The organism is Jeotgalibaca caeni, assembly GCF_028863945.1.
GTDB classification, from domain to species: domain Bacteria; phylum Bacillota; class Bacilli; order Lactobacillales; family Aerococcaceae; genus Jeotgalibaca; species Jeotgalibaca caeni.
Window position 1 is genome coordinate 1 of the sequence record NZ_JARBEA010000037.1, and the last position, 18,300, is coordinate 18,300.

At 38.3% G+C, this 18,300-nt stretch carries 18 protein-coding genes and 2 other annotated features; of the genes, 16 read left to right on the plus strand and 2 right to left on the minus strand.

Annotation, left to right across the window (positions count from 1 at the left end):
* Positions 1-343 precede the first annotated feature (343 nt).
* Positions 344-625 (plus strand): hypothetical protein, encoded by a 282-nt coding sequence (locus tag PVE40_RS08535; protein WP_274731481.1) that lies wholly within the window; start codon positions 344-346, stop codon positions 623-625.
* Between the two features lie 88 nt (positions 626-713).
* Here the strand turns inward: PVE40_RS08535 and PVE40_RS08540 are convergent, their stop codons facing one another.
* Positions 714-1,310, minus strand: coding sequence for a nitroreductase family protein (locus PVE40_RS08540; RefSeq protein WP_274731482.1), 597 nt, complete (start codon positions 1,308-1,310; stop codon positions 714-716).
* A 380-nt stretch (positions 1,311-1,690) separates the two neighbouring features.
* A complete protein-coding gene (locus tag PVE40_RS08545) occupies positions 1,691-2,143 on the minus strand; it encodes a DIP1984 family protein (RefSeq protein WP_274731483.1) in 453 nt (150 codons plus the stop codon).
* Between the two features lie 203 nt (positions 2,144-2,346).
* Between PVE40_RS08545 and PVE40_RS08550 the strand changes: the two genes are divergently transcribed.
* The 15 genes from PVE40_RS08550 (at position 2,347) to mgrA (ending at position 18,071) form a co-directional block, all read left to right on the plus strand.
* Positions 2,347-2,607 (plus strand): hypothetical protein, encoded by a 261-nt coding sequence (locus PVE40_RS08550; RefSeq protein WP_274731484.1) that lies wholly within the window; start codon positions 2,347-2,349, stop codon positions 2,605-2,607.
* A gap of 91 nt (positions 2,608-2,698) precedes the next feature.
* The gene (locus PVE40_RS08555; protein ID WP_274731485.1) at positions 2,699-3,667 is read left to right on the plus strand and encodes a hypothetical protein; all 969 of its coding nucleotides are present in this window, start codon (positions 2,699-2,701) and stop codon (positions 3,665-3,667) included.
* Between the two features lie 182 nt (positions 3,668-3,849).
* Positions 3,850-4,094 (plus strand) — a binding site (T-box leader).
* A 61-nt stretch (positions 4,095-4,155) separates the two neighbouring features.
* Positions 4,156-4,830: an MFS transporter gene (locus PVE40_RS08560; protein ID WP_274731486.1), complete on the plus strand. Its 675-nt coding sequence runs from the start codon at positions 4,156-4,158 to the stop codon at positions 4,828-4,830.
* 196 nt (positions 4,831-5,026) lie between these two features.
* On the plus strand, positions 5,027-5,557 hold the full coding sequence (locus PVE40_RS08565; protein ID WP_274731487.1) for a ClbS/DfsB family four-helix bundle protein: 531 nt from the start codon (positions 5,027-5,029) through the stop codon (positions 5,555-5,557).
* A 28-nt stretch (positions 5,558-5,585) separates the two neighbouring features.
* Complete coding sequence (locus tag PVE40_RS08570) at positions 5,586-6,260, plus strand: GNAT family N-acetyltransferase (protein WP_274731488.1); 675 nt, start codon at positions 5,586-5,588, stop codon at positions 6,258-6,260.
* Between the two features lie 96 nt (positions 6,261-6,356).
* Positions 6,357-6,603 (plus strand) — a binding site (T-box leader).
* Between the two features lie 53 nt (positions 6,604-6,656).
* On the plus strand, positions 6,657-7,502 hold the full coding sequence (locus PVE40_RS08575; protein ID WP_274731489.1) for an SAM hydrolase/SAM-dependent halogenase family protein: 846 nt from the start codon (positions 6,657-6,659) through the stop codon (positions 7,500-7,502).
* A 22-nt stretch (positions 7,503-7,524) separates the two neighbouring features.
* Positions 7,525-8,079 (plus strand): ECF-type riboflavin transporter substrate-binding protein, encoded by a 555-nt coding sequence (locus PVE40_RS08580; protein ID WP_274731490.1) that lies wholly within the window; start codon positions 7,525-7,527, stop codon positions 8,077-8,079.
* A gap of 27 nt (positions 8,080-8,106) precedes the next feature.
* The gene (locus PVE40_RS08585) at positions 8,107-9,822 is read left to right on the plus strand and encodes an ABC transporter ATP-binding protein (RefSeq protein ID WP_274731491.1); all 1,716 of its coding nucleotides are present in this window, start codon (positions 8,107-8,109) and stop codon (positions 9,820-9,822) included.
* Positions 9,813-10,640 (plus strand): energy-coupling factor transporter transmembrane component T family protein, encoded by an 828-nt coding sequence (locus PVE40_RS08590; protein WP_274731492.1) that lies wholly within the window; start codon positions 9,813-9,815, stop codon positions 10,638-10,640. Before PVE40_RS08585 ends, PVE40_RS08590 begins: the two co-directional genes overlap by 10 nt.
* Positions 10,641-11,022: 382 nt before the next feature.
* Entirely contained in the window at positions 11,023-12,597 is a 1,575-nt protein-coding gene (locus PVE40_RS08595) for an ABC transporter substrate-binding protein (RefSeq protein ID WP_274731493.1), read from the plus strand.
* Positions 12,598-12,654: 57 nt separating this feature from the next.
* The gene (locus PVE40_RS08600; RefSeq protein ID WP_274731494.1) at positions 12,655-13,584 is read left to right on the plus strand and encodes an ABC transporter permease; all 930 of its coding nucleotides are present in this window, start codon (positions 12,655-12,657) and stop codon (positions 13,582-13,584) included.
* A gap of 14 nt (positions 13,585-13,598) precedes the next feature.
* A complete protein-coding gene (locus PVE40_RS08605) occupies positions 13,599-14,501 on the plus strand; it encodes an ABC transporter permease (protein WP_274731495.1) in 903 nt (300 codons plus the stop codon).
* Between the two features lie 7 nt (positions 14,502-14,508).
* The gene (locus tag PVE40_RS08610; RefSeq protein ID WP_274731496.1) at positions 14,509-15,999 is read left to right on the plus strand and encodes an oligopeptide/dipeptide ABC transporter ATP-binding protein; all 1,491 of its coding nucleotides are present in this window, start codon (positions 14,509-14,511) and stop codon (positions 15,997-15,999) included.
* Positions 15,980-16,912: an ABC transporter ATP-binding protein gene (locus PVE40_RS08615; protein WP_274731497.1), complete on the plus strand. Its 933-nt coding sequence runs from the start codon at positions 15,980-15,982 to the stop codon at positions 16,910-16,912. The genes PVE40_RS08610 and PVE40_RS08615 overlap by 20 nt, the downstream gene beginning before the upstream one ends.
* A gap of 160 nt (positions 16,913-17,072) precedes the next feature.
* Complete coding sequence (gene mgrA, locus PVE40_RS08620; RefSeq protein ID WP_274731498.1) at positions 17,073-18,071, plus strand: L-glyceraldehyde 3-phosphate reductase; 999 nt, start codon at positions 17,073-17,075, stop codon at positions 18,069-18,071.
* The last annotated feature ends 229 nt before the right edge of the window (positions 18,072-18,300 follow it).

The window sequence follows — 18,300 nt, forward strand, 5'->3', positions numbered from 1 at the left end:
GGTTCGTGCGCCCAAAAATAGGGTTCATACGCCAATTTTCCTAATGTGAAGCCAAATCAGCTTGCGCATTTAGAAAAACTAATGGCAATTCCGAAAACTGGAATGCTTCATCGTTGAAAAAACATTTTTTCAAGAAAATTTTAGGAGTATGAATAATTCAGGAAAAATTATAAAAGATCATCATCATTTTCTTTTGAAGTTAAAAGAAGAGTCGAGAGAAATGAAATATACGATTACATCTGATGATTTGATACAGTACCTAAATAAGTATACCTCCTACCTGCATGAACTTTACCGAAGAAAAATGCGATTAGAAACGAATTATTGTGAGCATTGTTCTTTAATGATGAAACATATCCTGATGTCTCTATGGTTAATTGAGAAAAATCAACATCCTAATGACCTGGGAGATTGGAGTAAGTATGAGGGAAGTCGGTCGCTTTTAGAAACAGACCAACAAAACGTAATAAGTAAATATACTCCATTCAACGTAATTCAATTAGAAGAATTTGTACAAGTAATGAATAAAGAAGTCTTAAAAGTGGCTCAAGCAATGATTACTGAATTAAACTTGAATATGAATTTGGAGTTACATGAGAAGTTATTTAGTTTTCATTTCGAATAAGCATGTATTAATTCTTTATCTACCAAATAAATACATGCAAAAAAGCACTCCCAACTAAGGAGTGCTTTTCGCTTTTGTAAATGAATGATTAACCGATAACTTGAACACGTACTTCGTCTTCAATATATTCTTTCGGGAAAGCATCGCCTTCGATTGAACCGAATGGCATTTGTGCAATCATTTCGTAGTTTTCTGGCAAGTTGAACATTTCTAGAACGGATTTGTCAAAACCTTGTTCATGACCAATGTTCATGTGTTGTAAGCTTGCACCAAGACCTAATTCAGTTAAAGCTAACCAAATTGCGTACTGTGAATTCGCATTGTTGTTTTGTTTATAAGCTTCTTCACGTGCACCTTCTGCAGGCATTTTTGCTACTGCATCAAGATCTTCGAAGAATAGAACCGTACCAACAGCGCCTTTAGCACCTTGCATAACGCCGGACATCATATCCCACATTTCGCCTTGCAGTACGTCTTTTTGAACGTCTAAGATATGGTCCCATAGACGAGCATTTTCTTCACCAAATACTACTACTAAACGAGTTGTTTGGCTGTTGCTTGCAGTTGGAACTTCTCTAGCAACCTCGCGAATACGAGCAACGATCTCCTCTTTAGAAAGATCAGTGTTGTTTCCAATTGCATAACGAGTACGACGGCTTTTAACTAAATCTGTAAATTGTGACATAAATTTATAATCTCCTTTTGTGTTGGTAATTTGCTATCTTTCAAGCACTATTAACAGATTAACAGACTTGAGAAATAAAATCAATTAAAACATTCCGAATTCGTAGTAATTTAATAAAAATTGTTTTTTCGAATGGAACAGGTGATGACAGGATAGGTCTATAAGATCAAAAGATTTAACTCAAAGACCCCTGGGCATAAAGCCTAGGGGTCTTTCCCTACCATAATCAAATCAGCATATGGTTATTCATTATTAATTTTTAATTGATGCAGTTGTAACTTATTAGCAGTCATTGATGATTAAGGTTTTCTGCCAAACCTGCATAGTGTACATATGAGCCTGTACCTGCTTTATGCTCGCCTTTGATTCCCGCCCAAATATTATAAATCAACTAGCCAGTTTGTTTGTTGAATATTTCCGTCTAGTTCTCGCAGTTTTTTAGAAATATCATTCATTTTTTTGGTTAATTCTTTCGTATCGACAGCTCGTACCATCCTGATTTCATTACGCCCAAACCTTCTGATATCGTTGGCCGTTTCGATTGTGTTGTTGAAAAAGCTGTGCTGCCTCCTTAAGGATTCTCTTTCCTCCAAAGCTTCAACAATCAGTTTATCCGAATGATGCAGAGTAGCTTCGGCATTTCGCTTATTAATTTTCACCACCAAATGGGAGAATTCTTCGTTTGTTTTTTGATAGTCCTGAATCAACTCTTCCATACTGATATCCAATATGTCACCCTCTTGAATAAGAGCATTGGCTAAAACATCTTGTTTCAGTGCGGTTAACTTTGCTTCGAGGTCCCTTCTTAACAATAGTGCCTCTGCAAGTTTCATAGAAAAACTCCTTTCATAGTATCTTCTTGATTCTTCATTTCTAGTTCTCATTTGAGCTACCACTGCGGTCAGAATTGAAATCAATATCGACAAGTGTGCCGACCATTGCCAAAATAGGAACCAGCAAGGAATACAGGGATTATTTATATCGTTTCATAAAATTAACTCCTCATTGAGATGATTATACAATAAAGAAGCTAATAATGTCTTTTGAAAAGGTTATAATAAAAGGGGACACTACGTTAGTAGCGTCTTTATGTGACTTTCAAAAAGGGTATCTTTTAAATAATGATAAATTTAATTGGAAAGATCTGAAAGAGAACTTGTCTCTATGGTTCGTTAGAGGAATTGTTGCAACGATTATCAATCATGGGATTAATGAAAGAACAAGTAATTACACGAAGCAAATTTTAGAGAGAAAAAACGGTTTGGATAAAATAATAGATACACATTTTCTATTATAGGAGATCTCATCTTGAGACGATTTAAAAAGTAGGATTATTTGAGTTTCAATTTTTTATCTATGATAACTTTCTAAGTGAGAGGAAGAGATGAATGGACATTGCGTTGCAGGAAGCGTACATCGAGCAGTATATGGAGAGGAAAAGCAAGAAAATATTTGAGGAAAATGGGAAGAATTTACTAGGGCAACAGTGGCATCTGGTAGATTACTACCGTGTAGGGAAAAAAGAAAGTCTCAAATGCGAATACCCTCATGAGGGTGGAGGGGCATGTGGACGAGGTATTATGAATATTTATACTATTCAAAGCGAATCCGGCATTCTGTTAAAAGTGGGAAAGGACTGCTTGAATAAAACGGTGATAGTTAACAGGTTGGACAACTTGGTGAAAGAGCGAGATTTGCTGCGAGATAAGGTGAAGCGCCTAAACTCACAGTACAGCCAATCAACTCTCCGTTCGTTTACAAATGAGGATAAGAAACGGGCTGTGGCAGAAGCTTCTAAGCTTGGTCTTCTTCCTGAAGATGTCCGAGAATTACTTAAAGCAGGGGTGCCGTTGCTAGACGGCGTTTATCAGAAATTGGAAGAAAATGTAGAGATGTTCCGCCGTAACAAGCTTCGATTGGAACAGGAGAAAGCAGAACAAGCACGGAAAAATCAGCCAATAAAACCAACCCAGACGAATAGACAAGAGCCTACTCAGAAAAGGTTTAATATCCCAAAGATTACGGAAGACGTGCGGAAGCAACAGCGCCAACAGATGACTGTCAGCCGCTTCTTGAAACAACAAGGCCCTAAGAGATTAGAAAGCGAAGAGGACTTGGAAAGAGCTTGCGACCTCTGCATCCAAGCTCATTTATTCCAAACGAAAGGCGATCCGGTAGGTAAAATTGCGTATTCCAACTTAATGGGTAAAATCGCTTTTTATTATAACTTATCGACGGATAAGAAAAGATGGCTTCACGCATTCGCTCGAATCTATGTTTTTGATTTGTTACGGGATGGGTATGACCTGGAAGTTATTGAGGAAAGCAAAGGAGATTTTACGGTCTGTTTTAACTAAAATAAGAATCAAAGGGGTCTACTTATCTTTTTACTTACTAATGTGAAGGGTTCTCCAATCAACGATTCATTTTAATGAAGAAGATAGACATTAGTGTTGAACTCTGCTTCTATCATTCAAGAAATATTTGCCTTAAGTAAATGGCAATGCTAGAATACAAATAATTTATGATCATTAAATGAGAAAAAGCATCTGAATAAGAAGAGTAGTCATTTGTAGTGTTTAAGAGAGCCTATGTAGCTGGGATTAGGTACATGAAAAGTGATGAAACAAATCTTATGAGCTGCTGTTTGGATGATATTCATGTATTTGATAAACAGACGATTGCCCTCGTTATTGGGCTAGGTATTAGTAATAGATACCGAAAAGAGAGGAGCGTTGTGCTCCTATGAAGGATGGTACCGTGTTTAAGCAAAACACTCCTAAGAAATTTATTTCTTAGGAGTGTTTTTTTTACGAAAGGAGAGAGAACATGAAGAGAAAAAAGAGTGATAACAAATTTATTGGATGACTATATAGATGCTTTCCAATATTTAAAGAGCTATTATAAGGCGGAACCTATGAATGTTTATTTTTATATGTTCGTTTCTTCTTTATTCGTTTTAGCTGCTGGTTTAGATTCTGTAGAGGCTGCGTTCTCTAAAGACGTTTTATTTATGAGCGACGGACAATATGGGATGTTGGTAAGTATATCGGGAGTAGGTTTCTTGGTTGGGTCCATTCTAAATACTTTAATTGTAGAAAGCTTGACTATTAGACAGTTAATATTGCTGGGAGGATCGATGTATATGATTGGCTATTTGATCGTAAGCACCTCTTTTAATTTCTTCAGCGCAAGTATTGGTTTCTTTTTAATTTCATTTGCGTTGGCTTATATCAATACAGGATTCAGGACCTATATTCCGTTCGCATTTCCAATCAATAAAATCGGCCAACTAACGACAGCCTTTAATATAATGATCTCCCTGTTAGAAATGATGATTGTAGCATTGGTCAGTATAGCAGGCAGTATCATTCAACTGCGATTTGTTTTAATCGGAATTGAGCTCATCATGGTGCTCATCTTTTTCTTCATTATCCATTATTCAAAGAAATTAAAAATAGATTTAATGAGTGAAAGAAAAGAAGAGATAGAAATTTTTGATGGGGTGAAATTGGATTAAAAAATATATGCTAAAATAGGAAGAAAAGGAATCATTCCCCTGCTCAGGAGCTCTGCATGAATACCTTTGTCGAAACTTGAACTAGCAAATGATGGTTACCGAGCAGATAAGTATAGTAATAAAAACTTCGAGAAGATTGAATATTTAGAGTCTAAATCATAACGTATATAAAGATGATCTTAAAAGGGGTGTTACCATGAGCAGGCCGAATACAAAAATGAGATTTATAGAATCAAGCAATGAGAAATATGAGAAGCTAGTTTCAATGATTCAATCCTTAACAGAAGAAGAAAAGAACCAGCCGTTTACTTTCGAAGTTACTGAAAAAATGAAGGAGAACCATTGGAGAAGGGATAAGAATTTGCGTGATGTACTTATCCACCTGTACGAATGGCACCAATTATTGCTGGACTGGGTGAGAGCCAATCAAAATGGAGAGAAAAAATCATTTCTACCAGAGCCCTATACTTGGAAGAACTATGTAGAGCTAAACTTAAAATTTGGGGAGAAGCATCAATCAACAAGTTTTGAAGAAGCCTACAAACGATGGACCAGCAGTCATCAAGAAGTGATGCATCTAGCAGAAACATTTTCGGATGACGAATTATTTGAAAAGAAATACTTTACTTGGACAGGAACTACTTCGCTTGGTTCTTATTTTGTCTCTTCCGTTCCCAGTCATTATGAATGGGCCATTAAGAAGCTCAAGAAACAAATGAAGGCATGATCATAAAAACATGAATGAGGTACATACAGTGAATAAACAACCAACCTATCGCATTGTCTCATACGAATCCAGCCTTGAAGATAGCTGGATTAGATGTAAAGCTTTGTCTTACCTATATAGTCGCTTCAATGATCAAATTGAACCCAAAAAAGATACGTATACATCTGAAGATGGTTATTCTGAAGCACTAGAGTTAGTTGCCTTAAATGAAAATAATGAAGTCATTGGTATTTTAGATATTGGAATTTTTGATGGGGACCAGAATAAAAGTTATCCATATGTAACTCATTTAGAAAAGGGCTCTTATATGGATATCATAGCGGTCCATCCTGATTACCAAAAAATGGGAATTGCTCAAAATCTGATAACAGAAGCGTTGAACGTATTGCGCAGTAAAAGGATTGATTACTTGGCTATCTTTACGAGGGATGATGAGGCAGCGAATAACTTGTATAAAAAATTGGGAGCGACTTTGTTAGCAAAAAACCATCGAGTAAAAGGTACCCCTAAAGAAATGAACCAGAGCATTGGCTCATTTGTTGTAAATAAAGAAGCCAAAAAAATTGAAGTATCGGACTCAGAAGGAAACGAGCTGCCTTACGTGTATGATTCGGGCTACTACTGGGTGTACAACCCAGAAAATGTAGAGCTTTTTGATATTGAAGACTGTATGTGTGAGAATTCTTATGTACTCTACCTTTAAGAATGAAAGAGAATAATAAGTTGAATATCAGAAACTCTGTTGAAAAGTCCGTTGCTTTCCTTATTGTCATAGATTATAATTAATTAAAATTAAATGTGAAAAACGAAGAAGAGAAGAAGTAAATACTCATGGTTTTTTCAGAGAGCTTCCAATGGTGAGAAGAAGCAGAACTTGGTATTGAAAAATGGTCTCAGAGTTTTGCTAGTGAGATTCTATCATTTAGCTAGCAACGGATTAGCGCTCGTTAACGCTGCTGGAGTAAGCATCATTTACTCCTAGAGTCAGGCTGTGTGAACAGTTTGAGAAGCAAGGTGGTACCACGTCTGTTAACCACGTCCTTGCCCTTAAAGGGGTAAAGACGTGGTTTTTTGCGTCAAAAAAAGGAGGAGTAAGAGAGTGGGCAAACAGTTAGTATTACAGACAGATTTTGGCAGAGCAGACGGTGCTGTGAGTGCGATGTACGGAGTGGCGCTAAGCGTAAATCCTGCATTACGAATTTATGATTTAACGCATGAGATTCCGCAATATAATATTTGGGAAGCATCTTATCGTTTGTATCAAACTGTACAGTATTGGCCAGAAGACACCGTTTTTGTATCAGTAGTTGATCCAGGAGTTGGAACGGATCGACTCAGTGTGGTTGCCCAGACAGCGAATGGTCAATATGTGGTGACACCAGATAATGGGACATTGACACATCTAGATGAGAGTATCGGTATTCTATCAGTTCGGGAAATTGATGAGCGTGTGAATCGATTGCCTAATTCTGGCGAGTCTTATACATTCCATGGTAGAGATGTGTACGTCTATACAGCAGCACGACTAGCTGCAGGCGTTATTTCGTTTGAAGAAGTCGGTCCTGAAATAGCTGTTTCCGATGTTATTCGCCTCCCGCATCATGAAGCAGAAGTTCTAAATGATGGAATTTCTGGAAATGTGGATATTTTAGACAGTCGTTTCGGTAACCTCTGGACAAATATTCCCAGAGAATTGTTATTTGCTCAAGGCATTCATTACGGCGATCAATTGGAAGTCACGATTTCTAATAATTATAGTATTGTCTATCAAAGCGAAATCAAGCTTGGTGAGTCATTTGCAAGAAGTCGGGTTGGAGATCCCATTTTATTCATTAATTCATTAGATAAATTAGGTATAGCTATTAATCAGGGGTCTTTTGCGAATGCTTATCATATTTTAAGTGGCGATAGTTGGCAAGTACGTATCAGAAAAGTGGTACAATAATAAAAGAAAAGTAGGGGAAATTATGAAAAAAGAAACATTATCGATTAAAACGATTGTCGCAATTGGAATCGGAGCTGCCGTTTATGTGGTTTTAGCACGTTTTGCATCCATTCCAACTCCAATTCCCAATACCAGCATTCAAACGGCTTATGCATTCCTAGCTTTGATGGCGGTAGTATATGGTCCGATTGCTGGAGGATTAATTGGTCTGATTGGACATGCCTTAAATGATGCTATTTCTTATGGTTCGGTCTGGTGGAGTTGGGTAGTCGTTTCTTTGTTCGTCGGTTTTATGATTGGGATTTTAACTAGAAAAATTCATGTAGAAGATGGTGAATTTTCTAAAAAAGATATCATCCAATTTAATATTAGCCAAGTCGTTGCACAAGCGATTGGTTGGGGAATCATTGCCCCAGTCCTTGATATCGCCATTTATGCTGAACCGGCTAATAAAGTATTTACCCAGGGAATTGCGGCTGGAGCAGCAAATATTATTACTGTAGCAGTGATTGGTACTTTATTAATTTCTGGTTATGCGAAAACTCGTAATAAAAGTGATAGCTTATCAAGAGAATAATCTTTATGAAATAGAGGGAGTTAGTAGATGAACCGTGCAGTGATTGAGTTTCAATCCTATACATTTAAATATCGTAGTCAGAAAGAACCAACCTTACATGATATTAATCTAACCATTCGTGAAGGTGAAAAGGTAGTTATTGTCGGTCCCTCTGGTTCTGGAAAAAGTACGCTAGCCCATTGTATGAATGGGCTAGTTCCTTTTGCATACCGAGGGGAAAGCAGTGGACAATGCTTAATCAACGGAAAAGAAACCAAAGAGCTCGATATCTTTCAATTATCTAAAATGGTCGGGACGGTCTTGCAAGACTTAGATGGGCAATTTATCGGTTTGTCCGTTGGGGAAGACATCGCATTTGCATTGGAAAATGACATGGTTCCTCAAGATGACATGCACAAACGTGTGGCAGGAGTAGCTGAACTAGTAAAGATAGACGATTATCTGGATTCTTCCATTCATCAGTTATCAGGAGGACAGAAGCAACGCGTGTCTTTAGCGGGAGTTTTAGTGAATGATGTTGATATTTTATTATTCGATGAACCGTTAGCGAACCTGGATCCTGCAACGGGAAAGCATGCGATTGATTTAATTGATCAGTTGCAAAAACAAACAAATAAAACTACGGTTATTATTGAACATCGCTTAGAAGACGTCTTATATCGGGATGTCGATCGGATTATCGTCATGAGCGAGGGTCGTATCATCGCTGATGCAACACCAGTCGAATTACTTTCCAGTGATGTCCTTTCAAAGACTTACCTCCGGGAACCACTTTATTTGAAAGCTTTGGAATATGCTGGTATTCCGATTACACCAACGATTAATCCAGAACGGATGGATCGACTCACCTTGACACAAGAGCACCGTGAGCAGTTGATGAGCTGGTATAACAAAGTCGAGCGTAGACAAAAAACAGCCTACAAAGATATCGTACTGGAAGTAAACCATGTGTCTTTTCATTATCCAGAGCGTCCAAACATATTAACGGATGTGTCTTTTCAGCTTCATAAAGGAGAAATGGTCAGTATTGTTGGCAAAAACGGAGCCGGGAAATCAACCTTATCGAAGTTGATCTGTGGCTTCGAGCGTCATCAGAGTGGGACGATTCGCTACCAAGACCGAGATATTAGTAAGGATACCATTACGAAGCGTGCTGAATCCATTGGCTTAGTGATGCAAAATCCGAATCAAATGATTTCGAAGCATCTTATTTTTGATGAAGTTGCACTTGGTTTGCGACTTAGAAACGTTCCAGAAGAAGAAATTCGTGAACGAGTGGAAAAAACACTGCAAATATGCGGGTTATATCCATACCGTAATTGGCCGATTTCAGCGTTAAGTTTTGGTCAAAAGAAGCGGGTGACGATTGCAGCGGTTTTGGTTTTAGAACCTGAAGTTTTGATTCTTGATGAACCAACTGCGGGTCAAGATTATCGTCATTATACAGAAATCATGACTTTCCTAAGAGAATTGAATCAACGAGGTGTGACAATCTTAATGATTACCCACGACATGCATTTGATGTTGGAGTACACACCACTGACATTAGTAATAGGGGAAGGGCGATTGCTTGCTGATACGTCTGCTGTAGAAGTGTTAGCGACCCCTGAACTAGTGAAAAAAGCCAATCTAACGACGACTTCCTTATATTTACTTGCCCAGAAGGCTGGAATTAGGGATGCCCAAGATTTTGTTTCGACGTTTATTCAGTATGAGAAGGAGGTACGCAGAAGATGGCAGTAGAAATGTTGTCCTACATAGAGCGACAGTCACCTGTACATAGCTTATCTGGAGCCACAAAGCTGATTGTATTCCTGCTCTTCTCTACCACAGCAATGATTACTTACGACACACGTGTACTCTTCGTGCTACTTCTGACTAGTCTGGTTATTTTTGCCATTTCAAAAATTAAGGTCCGAGAAATCGGATTTGTCTTGTTATTTATCTTAGCATTTCTGCTATTGAATAATGTAGCGATTTACTTGTTTTCTCCCCAAGAAGGAGTATCCATCTATGGAACAGAACATGAACTTGTTCATATCTGGGGAAGGTATAATATAACGGTAGAGCAATTATTCTATCAGTTGAACGTTACCTTGAAATATTTTGTCGTGATTCCAGTGGCCTTGTTATTTATTGTAACAACACATCCCAGTGAATTTGCTGCCTCTTTGAACCGAATTGGTGTAAATTACAGGATTGCTTATTCCGTTTCACTTGCGTTGCGTTATATTCCGGATATACAACGAGACTTTCGCAGCATCTCCCAGTCCCAACAAGCACGGGGGGTTGATATATCGAGAAACGAAAAATTGACAAAGCGGATCAAAAATATTTCAGCTATTTTATTCCCCTTAATTCTGTCGAGTTTAGACCGTATTGAAGTCATCAGCAATGCCATGGAGTTACGCGGATTTGGTAAAAATAAAAAAAGAACGTGGTATAGCGCTAAGGAAATCACCAAAAAAGATTTGCTCGTTCTTCTCGTGACCCTTCTCATTTTTATCTTGAGTTTGTGGATCACATTCCAAAACGGCAGCCGATTTTATAATCCTTTTTAGTAATCAGTAAATAGTAAAACCTCAACCAGTATTTTCTCTGGTTGAGGATTTTTTGTTTGGTTTGTCAAGGGCAAGCGGAAACTTAAAAATGACTTGTTAGAGCCAAGAATAGTGAAATAATATCTTGAAAAAAGAAATGTTAACAACATTCATACATTATATTTATCAACTTCTATTTAATTTTAATTTATATATTACACAATTTTATAATTCTTGTTTTTTAAGAAATTCTTTGATTGCTCAAAAAGGCTTTAATATCAACGTTAAAGTAATAAAACGAAGGAAAATTACAATAAGATTTGTTCTTTAATTTAATTTTAATCTTGGTGTTGATATTGTCTGATAACTCTGCTGCAATGTTGATTTATTAAGGAGGTATATTATGAATAACATTAAAAGAAGATTAGGATTATTGTTGTTGGCTTCAACTTTTATATTGGGTGCTTGTTCAGGTTCTGATGAAAATGTTGGAAGTGATGTAGAGGCAACGAATGGGGAACCACAAGTTTTAGTTGTAGCAAATGGAGCAGACCCGGTAACATTTGATATTCAAGCTACCAATGACCAAGCAACGACGCGTGTGGCAAGACAAATCTACGATACGTTAATTACTCAAACGAATGATTTAGAACTAGTTCCCGGTCTTGCTACTGAATGGGAAGAAGTAGAGGAGAACTTATACGAATTCAAACTGAGAGAAGATGTCGTTTTCCATAATGGAGAACCGTTTACAGCTAATGATGTTGCTTATACCTTGAATCGAGCAGTAGAATCACCAACGATTGGCCATATTGTTGGATCGATTGATCCAGCTACGATTGAAGTAGTCGATGACCATACGATTCGGGTAGGAACCAGCGATACATTCGGTCCATTCTTAACGCATCTAGCCCATCCAGCTGTTGGGATCTTAAATGAGAAAGCAGTTGAAGAAGCGGGTGAAGACTATGGAATCACCGTTGCTGTTGGTACAGGTCCATTTAAGTTTGTTGAGTGGGTTGCCGGCACACATGTTCTTGTTCTTGCTGACCGTAATGAAGATTATTGGGGAGACGCACCTGAAGTTGACAGTATTGAGTTCAAAACAATTGCTGACCCAAGTGTTCGACTGATTGAATTGGAAAGCGGAACAGTAGATATTGCCTATGATATCGCACCATCGGATATTCCAGCAGTGACTGATAATTCAGAGCTTACTTTAATTAATACACCTAACTTAGGTGCTGAATATCTTGGATTAAACGTTAAAAATGATACACCGCTTCAGGATATAAAAGTGCGTCAAGCAATTGCCCATGCGATTGACGTTGAGTCTATTATTAAGACGGTCTACATGGATGTTGGTTCACATATGGCAGGACCAATTAATGAATTGGTTTTTGGTTATAACGAAGATTTAGAGCCAACTGCTTATGATGTTGACAAGGCAAAAGCACTATTGGCTGAGGCAGGTTATGAAGAAGGAGACATTACCCTTTCTTTATATGTAGGAGATAACAGTCAAGAGCGAATCCGTGTTTCTCAAGTTGTTTCAGAAGCTCTATCAAAAGTTGGTATCACTGTTGAAGTTAGCCAAATGGAATGGGGCGCATTCCTTGATGCAGCAGCAGTAGGAGAGCCGGACATGTTCTTATTAGGCTGGACAACCGTTACAACAGATGCAGATTATGGATTATATCCATTGTTCCATTCTGATAGTTTTGGTGAAGCAGGAAACAGAACGTTCTATAAAAATGATCGTGTAGACGAACTATTAGAATTAGGACGTTATACCAGTGATCAAGAACAACGTTTAGAGTATTACTACGAAGCACAAGAAATTATCAGTGAAGAAGTTCCTTGGGTATTCTTACAAACACGTGAAAACGTAACGGGAGTAAGAAACTGGGTGAAAGGATTTGAACATCATCCTACAGGAAGCTACTTCCTTGAAGACGTTTCTCTAGATAAAGAATAATGATAAGTTTTATATGGGGCCAAATTTTTGGCCCTTTATTTTTTGGGAGGTGGAGTCGTGCTCCAGTATGTTTTAAAAAGAATATTTTGGCTCATTCCAATTTTATTAGGAGTAACGTTTATTGTGTTTACCATCATGTATCTTTCACCAGGGGATCCAGCTACCATGATTCTCGGTGAAGGAGCAAGTCAAGAAGCGTATGAAGCGCTTCGGGTTCAAATGGGATTGGATCGGAGTTTCATCGAGCAATTCTTCAATTATGTGAAGCAAGTCTTTTTTGAATTTGATTTAGGACGTTCATATGTTTCTAAACGGGTTGTACTGGATGAGATTTTAGTAAGGTTACCAAATACGATTAAATTAGCAAGTTGGAGTATCTTGTTTGCATCGCTAATCGGGATTCCGATGGGTGTTATTTCTGCCACTCGTCCGTATTCAAAAACAGATAATGCGGTGATGTTTATTTCCTTAATTGGTGTTTCGATGCCAACGTTCTGGCAAGCGTTGTTGCTTATTATTCTCTTTACATCGACATTGGGCTGGTTGCCGGCTAGTGGGTTTACAACGTGGCAACAAATGATTATGCCGGTTTTTGCGTTAGCAACTTCCTCTATTGGAACGATTGCGCGAATTACACGGTCAAGTATGATGGATGTTTTGGATCAAGATTATATTCGGACTGCACATGCAAAAGGCGTTTCGGATGGAACAGTAACCTTTCACCATGCTTTGCGTAATGCATTGATTCCAGTAGTAACCGTTATTGGATTGCAATTTGGTGCGTTACTGGGTGGGGCTGTCTTGACGGAGACAATCTTCAGCATCAACGGTATTGGAACAATGATGGTTAACTCGATTCGAACGAGGGATACGATGATGGTTCAAGGGGGCGTTTTGTTTATTGCCTTCATTTTCACCGTTGTAAATTTATGTGTAGATATTCTCTATGCGTATATTGATCCCCGTATCAGAGCCCAATATGATTAGGAGGAATGGATCCGATGTTAGTTCTGAGTAAAAAGAAATTAAACCAAGCAACCCAAGAAATGCTCGAAATTCCTCAAGGGTCATGGGCAGATATCTGGTATGCGTTGAAACGCAATCGTCGAGCAATGGTAGGACTGTCATTTATTATGCTCCTCGTTTTAGTGGCTATTTTCGCTGACTTTGTAGCTCCTTACGGTATGAAGGAACAAAATCTGGCGAATGCCTTGCAGCCGCCCAATGCGACAAACTGGTTGGGAACCGATGATTTAGGCCGTGATGTTTTGAGTCGGCTGATCTACGGGACACGTGTTTCTCTGACGGTAGGGGTGAGTGCAGTTGCTGTAGCATTACTAATAGGTGGGGTATTAGGAATTCTGTCCGGTTACTATAAAGGATGGGTAGACACATTGATTATGCGTTTTTGTGATATTCTACTGTCCATCCCTTCTATTTTACTTGCGATTGCAATTGTGGCTTCTCTTGGAGCAAGTATTCAGAATATGATTCTGGCTATCGGTTTAGCAAATATACCAGTTTTTGCTCGTATTATCAGAGCCGGTGTTATTTCGGTAAAAGAGAAACAATTTATTGAGGCAGGCGAGGCTCTAGGAGCGAATGATGCCGTCATTATTTTCAAACATATTATCCCGAATATCATGTCACCGATTATTGTTCAATCATCAATGGGAATTGCGACTTCCATATTATCAGCGGTCGGCTTAGGCTTTATCGGTTTAGGTTTGGAAGCGTCGATAGCGGAATGGGGAACTATGCTGAATTTCGGACGTGGTTATATCCGTACACACCCTTATCTAACTTTATATCCGGGCTTAGTAATCATGTTTACGATTTTGTCCTTTAACTTATTAGGGGATGGACTTCGGGATGCGATTGATCCCAAGATGAGAGAAAGGTAGTCTGCTAATGAAAACATTAATGAGTATAAAAAACCTACAGAAGTACTTTCCAGTTAAAAAGAAAAACTTTTTTCAGGTTGGAAAAGATTACGTAAAGGCAAACAAAGACATCTCCATTGATATTTTTGAAGGCGAAACGTTGGGAATCGTTGGGGAAAGTGGCTGTGGGAAATCAACATTTGGTCGAACGATTATTCAATTGCAGCGTCAAACTGGAGGATCAACCCTCTATTATGGAGATACTATTGAAAATTTTATGCCTGCATACGTAAAAAAGGTTTATCGTGAACTTCCGAAAACATCGACCAACTATGACCAAGACCTCAACATGATTGAAGAAATGGAACGTCAGCTTGATCATTTAGAAGGTCAGGAAAAAGAAAATCTCTTTGAACAACTGCGTATTAGTAAGATTGATTTTGATACCATATACGGAAATACATTACGCTTAGTGGGTGGTTTGGTCATCTATGAAGACTTGAAAGAGCTTAGTACGATTTTATTAGCTCGCTACGATATTGCTTCGAAAATTGCCGCCTCTAAACGTGACCTAGAGTTTGAAAAACAAAAACAAAAGATGAATGCTGAAGTGGATGAAACTGAAATTGATCGTATCCAGCAATTAATAGACGCTCAACTTGTTGAACTGGAAAAGATTGAAGAAAGAATAGAGGAGATAAAAGAACCACTCAGAGGCAGTCAAAAATTTGAACGCTATGAAAAGTATCGAGATGATGGCATTGATTTAGCTTCCTTGACGAAGGGTGAGACGCGCATCTTGAGGAAAGATTTACAAATCATTTTCCAGGATCCTTATTCTTCCTTGGATCCACGTCTCAATGTCGGTGACATTATAGGTGAGGGGCTATTGATTCATAAGTTCTTTAAGAGTAAAAATGATCCCGGCTATGAAGAATATATTTTGGATATAATGATGAAGTGTGGTCTTGAACCGGAATTTATTTATCGCTATCCACATCAGTTTTCCGGTGGGCAAAGACAAAGAATTGGGATTGCAAGAGCGTTAGCCTTGCAACCAAAGTTTATTGTCTGCGATGAGGCGGTATCGGCTCTTGATGTATCGATTCAATCTCAAATTATCAATTTGTTGCAAGATTTGCGTGAGAAGCATAACCTGACCTATTTGTTCATTACGCATGATTTAGGTGTAGTGAAATATATTTCAGACCGCATTGGTGTGATGTACTTTGGACATTTAGTTGAAGTAGCTTCTGCACATGATATTTTTAATAATCCCAAACATCCTTATACGAAGCAATTGCTGAATGCTATTCCAACAATGGAGGATGACGAGAACAGTTTGTGGGACATTGAAGAGAAATTTGCGGACTTCGACTTTCTTTATTCAAAAGATGGTCAGCATGATCCTGATTGGATTGAAGTGGAGCCGAATCATTTTGTAGCGTGCACGCTTAAAAATCGTGAAGAATATTATGAAACAAGGGAGGAGCAGTTGAATGAGCTTGTTACAAGTTGAGAACCTGCATGCTTACTTTGACACCCGTCGTGGAACAGTTAAGGCAGTAAATGGTGTTAGTTTCTCTTTAGAAGAAGGAAAAACGCTGGGAATCGTCGGAGAGAGCGGCAGCGGGAAAAGTCAAACGGCCATGTCTATCTTGAAGTTGTTTCAAAACAATCAGTATGTCGCGGAAGGAAGTATTACCTTTGAAGGACAAGATATGCTGTCTTTCTCCAAAAAAGAATTACTGAAAGTGCGTGGAAATGATATTTCTATGATATTTCAAGAACCAATGACAAGCCTGAATCCTGTCTTCACGGTCAAACATCAACTGATGGAAGTACTCAAAATTCATCAAAAAATGGATAATAGAGCCGCATTAGAGAGAGCCTATGAGTTACTTGAAGCTGTTAAGATCCCTAATCCGGATCGTGTTGCCAAGCAATATCCTCACCAATTATCCGGTGGAATGAGTCAACGTGTCATGATTGCAATGGCCTTAGCCTGCAACCCGAAACTACTGATTGCGGATGAGCCAACAACTGCACTGGATGTCATCATCCAAGCTGAAATTTTAAGGTTGATGAACGAATTGAAAGAAAAGTTCAATACCAGTATCCTTTTCATTACCCATGATTTAGGAGTAATCAGTAAAATGGCAGATGATGTGATAGTAATGTATGGTGGCAAGGTTGTAGAGAGTGGACCGATTGAGGACATTTTTAAGAATGCACACCATCCTTACACCAAACGATTAATCGCTGCATTTTTACGAACCGATATCAAACAACGAAAAAATGATCAGACCTTAAACTTTTATGCTAGTGAAAATGATCAATTTGATTTTAGAGATTTTCGGGAAAAAGGGATAGCAGATGCGGATTGGATCCAAATCAATGAGAATCACTATGTAGCTGCGACATTAAAATAAGATTTATCGCCTTGTATCTTCCGCCTGATGGACAGATACAAGGCTTGTTTATTCTTTCAGTGAATCGAATCTTAATTTTTTTCACTTCTTTCTGTTGATTAAAATGGTATACTGGAAACAGTGATGAAAGTGTATTCATAAAATGAAAAGAGGTACGTTTATGTATGTAGCAAGTGAAAAACGTTATGACAAGATGACATATCGCCGTGTCGGAAATTCTGGATTAAAATTGCCAGCAGTGTCATTAGGATTATGGCACAATTTCGGTGATGTTGATAATATTGAAAATCAAAGAGCAATTATGCGTGCTGCCTTTGATAATGGGATAACCCATTTCGATTTAGCTAATAACTATGGACCACCAGCTGGTTCAGCTGAGATTAACTTCGGTCGCATCTTCAAAGAAGACTTTATGCCATACCGAGATGAAATCATCATCTCTTCCAAGGCTGGTTACTATATGTGGCCGGGTCCATATGGAGAATGGGGTTCTAAGAAAAGTATTATCGCCAGCTGTGATCAGAGCTTGAAACGGATGGGATTAGATTATGTAGATATTTTCTACCACCACCGTCCAGACCCAAACACACCGATCGAAGAAACAGCACATGCGTTGGATTTACTTGTTAGACAAGGGAAAGCTTTATATATTGGGGTTTCCAATTATTCTCCTGAACAAACTGCTGCAATTTCCAAGTTGTTTAAGGAATTGCGTACACCGTTCATCATTCATCAACCGCGCTATAATATGTTCGACCGTGCGATTGAAAATGGATTAACAGATGTTTTGGAGCAAGAACAATTGGGCGCAATTCCTTATAGTCCATTAGCGCAAGGTTTGTTGACTGATCGCTATTTGAACGGTATTCCTGAAGACTCAAGAGCACACCGCTCAGACAGCCCGTTCCTTTCAGAAGACAGAGTAGAAACTACCATTGGTATCGTGCGCCAATTAAATGAAGTAGCTAAAAAACGCAATCAGTCATTGGCAGAAATGGCATTGGCATGGATCTTGCAACAGCAAGTAGTTGCTAGTGTACTAATCGGTGCTTCTCGTGTCAGCCAATTGGAATCTAATCTGAAGGCACTAGACAATCTTGACTTCACACCAGAAGAGATGGATGAGATTAATCGTATTCTAGAAAGTTCAAACGCTTAAAAAATTCACTACCTAGTGAAGAGTCCATCCTATCGATGGGCTCTTCATTTCATTTCCAGATTGATAACATTGTCTTAAATGGAATAATCTGCTAAAATAATCTCCGCAGAGATAGCAACTATTTCCTTTTTTAAATAACCGAGATTTCTGTTATGATAATAGATGCAGTTTACATATAAGCGAAGTTTTGAAAAAGCAGAGTATTCTGCTTTTTCATTTTTATAAGAAA

Bases quoted from the DNA above. Each gene is read 5' to 3' on its own strand.
- PVE40_RS08595 (WP_274731493.1), top strand. From the start codon at position 11,023: ATGAATAACATTAAAAGAAGATTAGGATTATTGTTGTTGGCTTCAACT.
- PVE40_RS08565 (WP_274731487.1), top strand. From the start codon at position 5,027: ATGAGCAGGCCGAATACAAAAATGAGATTTATAGAATCAAGCAATGAG.
- PVE40_RS08590 (WP_274731492.1), top strand. From the start codon at position 9,813: ATGGCAGTAGAAATGTTGTCCTACATAGAGCGACAGTCACCTGTACAT.
- PVE40_RS08605 (WP_274731495.1), top strand. From the start codon at position 13,599: ATGTTAGTTCTGAGTAAAAAGAAATTAAACCAAGCAACCCAAGAAATG.
- PVE40_RS08545 (WP_274731483.1), bottom strand. From the start codon at position 2,143: ATGAAACTTGCAGAGGCACTATTGTTAAGAAGGGACCTCGAAGCAAAG.
- PVE40_RS08540 (WP_274731482.1), bottom strand. From the start codon at position 1,310: ATGTCACAATTTACAGATTTAGTTAAAAGCCGTCGTACTCGTTATGCA.
- PVE40_RS08615 (WP_274731497.1), top strand. From the start codon at position 15,980: ATGAGCTTGTTACAAGTTGAGAACCTGCATGCTTACTTTGACACCCGT.
- PVE40_RS08550 (WP_274731484.1), top strand. From the start codon at position 2,347: ATGTCTTTTGAAAAGGTTATAATAAAAGGGGACACTACGTTAGTAGCG.
- PVE40_RS08580 (WP_274731490.1), top strand. From the start codon at position 7,525: ATGAAAAAAGAAACATTATCGATTAAAACGATTGTCGCAATTGGAATC.
- PVE40_RS08610 (WP_274731496.1), top strand. From the start codon at position 14,509: ATGAAAACATTAATGAGTATAAAAAACCTACAGAAGTACTTTCCAGTT.
- PVE40_RS08555 (WP_274731485.1), top strand. From the start codon at position 2,699: ATGGACATTGCGTTGCAGGAAGCGTACATCGAGCAGTATATGGAGAGG.
- PVE40_RS08535 (WP_274731481.1), top strand. From the start codon at position 344: ATGATGAAACATATCCTGATGTCTCTATGGTTAATTGAGAAAAATCAA.
- PVE40_RS08585 (WP_274731491.1), top strand. From the start codon at position 8,107: ATGAACCGTGCAGTGATTGAGTTTCAATCCTATACATTTAAATATCGT.
- mgrA (WP_274731498.1), top strand. From the start codon at position 17,073: ATGTATGTAGCAAGTGAAAAACGTTATGACAAGATGACATATCGCCGT.